This is a genomic window from Microbacterium umsixpiens (assembly GCF_053543675.1).
The window spans coordinates 1-1,049 of sequence record NZ_JBLVOH010000203.1; the positions used below are offsets into that span (position 1 = coordinate 1).

At 69.6% G+C, this 1,049-nt stretch carries 1 protein-coding gene; it reads right to left on the reverse strand.

Going from position 1 to position 1,049, the window contains the following annotated elements; translation table 11 throughout:
• Nucleotides 1-24: 24 nt before the first annotated feature.
• Nucleotides 25-1,049 (reverse strand): 2-oxo acid dehydrogenase subunit E2 (locus tag ACNPM4_RS17930; RefSeq protein WP_448986586.1); only part of this gene is annotated, 1,025 nt, incomplete at its 5' end.

The following is a 1,049-nucleotide window of genomic DNA, read 5'->3' on the forward strand; positions in this document are numbered from 1 at the left end:
ACCAGCCATGAGGTGCTCTATCGGTCAGGCGCCGAGCTGAGCGGCGAACTGCGCCGACTCGAGGCGGGCCTTCACCGCACCCAGGAACCGTGCTGCATCCGCACCATCGATGATCCGGTGGTCGTACGAGAGGGCGAGGTACACGTACGAACGGATCGCGATGGCATCCGCACCGCCGACCTTCACGAGGCCGGGACGCTTGACGACCGTGCCGGTGCCGAGGATCGCGGACTGCGGAAGGAAGACGACCGGGGTGTCGAACAATGCGCCCCGCGAACCGGTGTTGGTCAGCGTGAACGTCCCTCCGGCGAGCTCGTCCGGCTTCAGCTTGTTGTCACGCGTGCGGGCGGCGAGATCAGCGATCTCGTGTGCGATCTGCGCGATGTTCTTCGAGGCCGCGTCGCGCAGCACAGGCGTGAGCAGACCGCGCTCGGTGTCGACCGCGATCGACACGTTCTCGCTCGCCGGGTACACGATGTTCTCACCGTCGACGGTCGCGTTCACGATCGGGAACGCCTGCAGCGCCTCCGCGGTCGCCAGCGCGAAGAACGGCAGGAACGACAGCTTGTCGCCGGTCTTCTCGAGGAACGACGCCTTCACGCTGTCGCGGTAGTCGGCCAGAGCCGTGACATCGACCTCGACCACCGTGGTGAGCTGAGCGGTCTGCTGCATGGACTCGACGGCGCGCTTGGCCAGAACCTTGCGCAGGCGCGACATCGGCTGCGTGGTGCCGCGCAGCGGAGACACCTCGAGCGGTGCCGGGGCCGACGCGGCTGCCGCAGCGGGTGCCGTGGCGGTCTCGGCAGCCTTGAGGACGTCTTCCTTGCGGATGCGGCCACCCACACCGGTTCCGGTGACGGAGGCGAGGTCCACGCCCTGCTGCGCGGCGAGGCGGCGCACCAGCGGCGTCACGTACAGGTTGTCGTTCTCGGTGGGCAGCGCCAGCTTCTGTGCGGCCGGAGCAGCAGCGGCAGGAGCCGGAGCCGCAGCCGGTGCCGGTGCGGCGGGCGCGGGAGCGGGAGCGGGAGCGGCAGCAGGTGCCGCGGCAG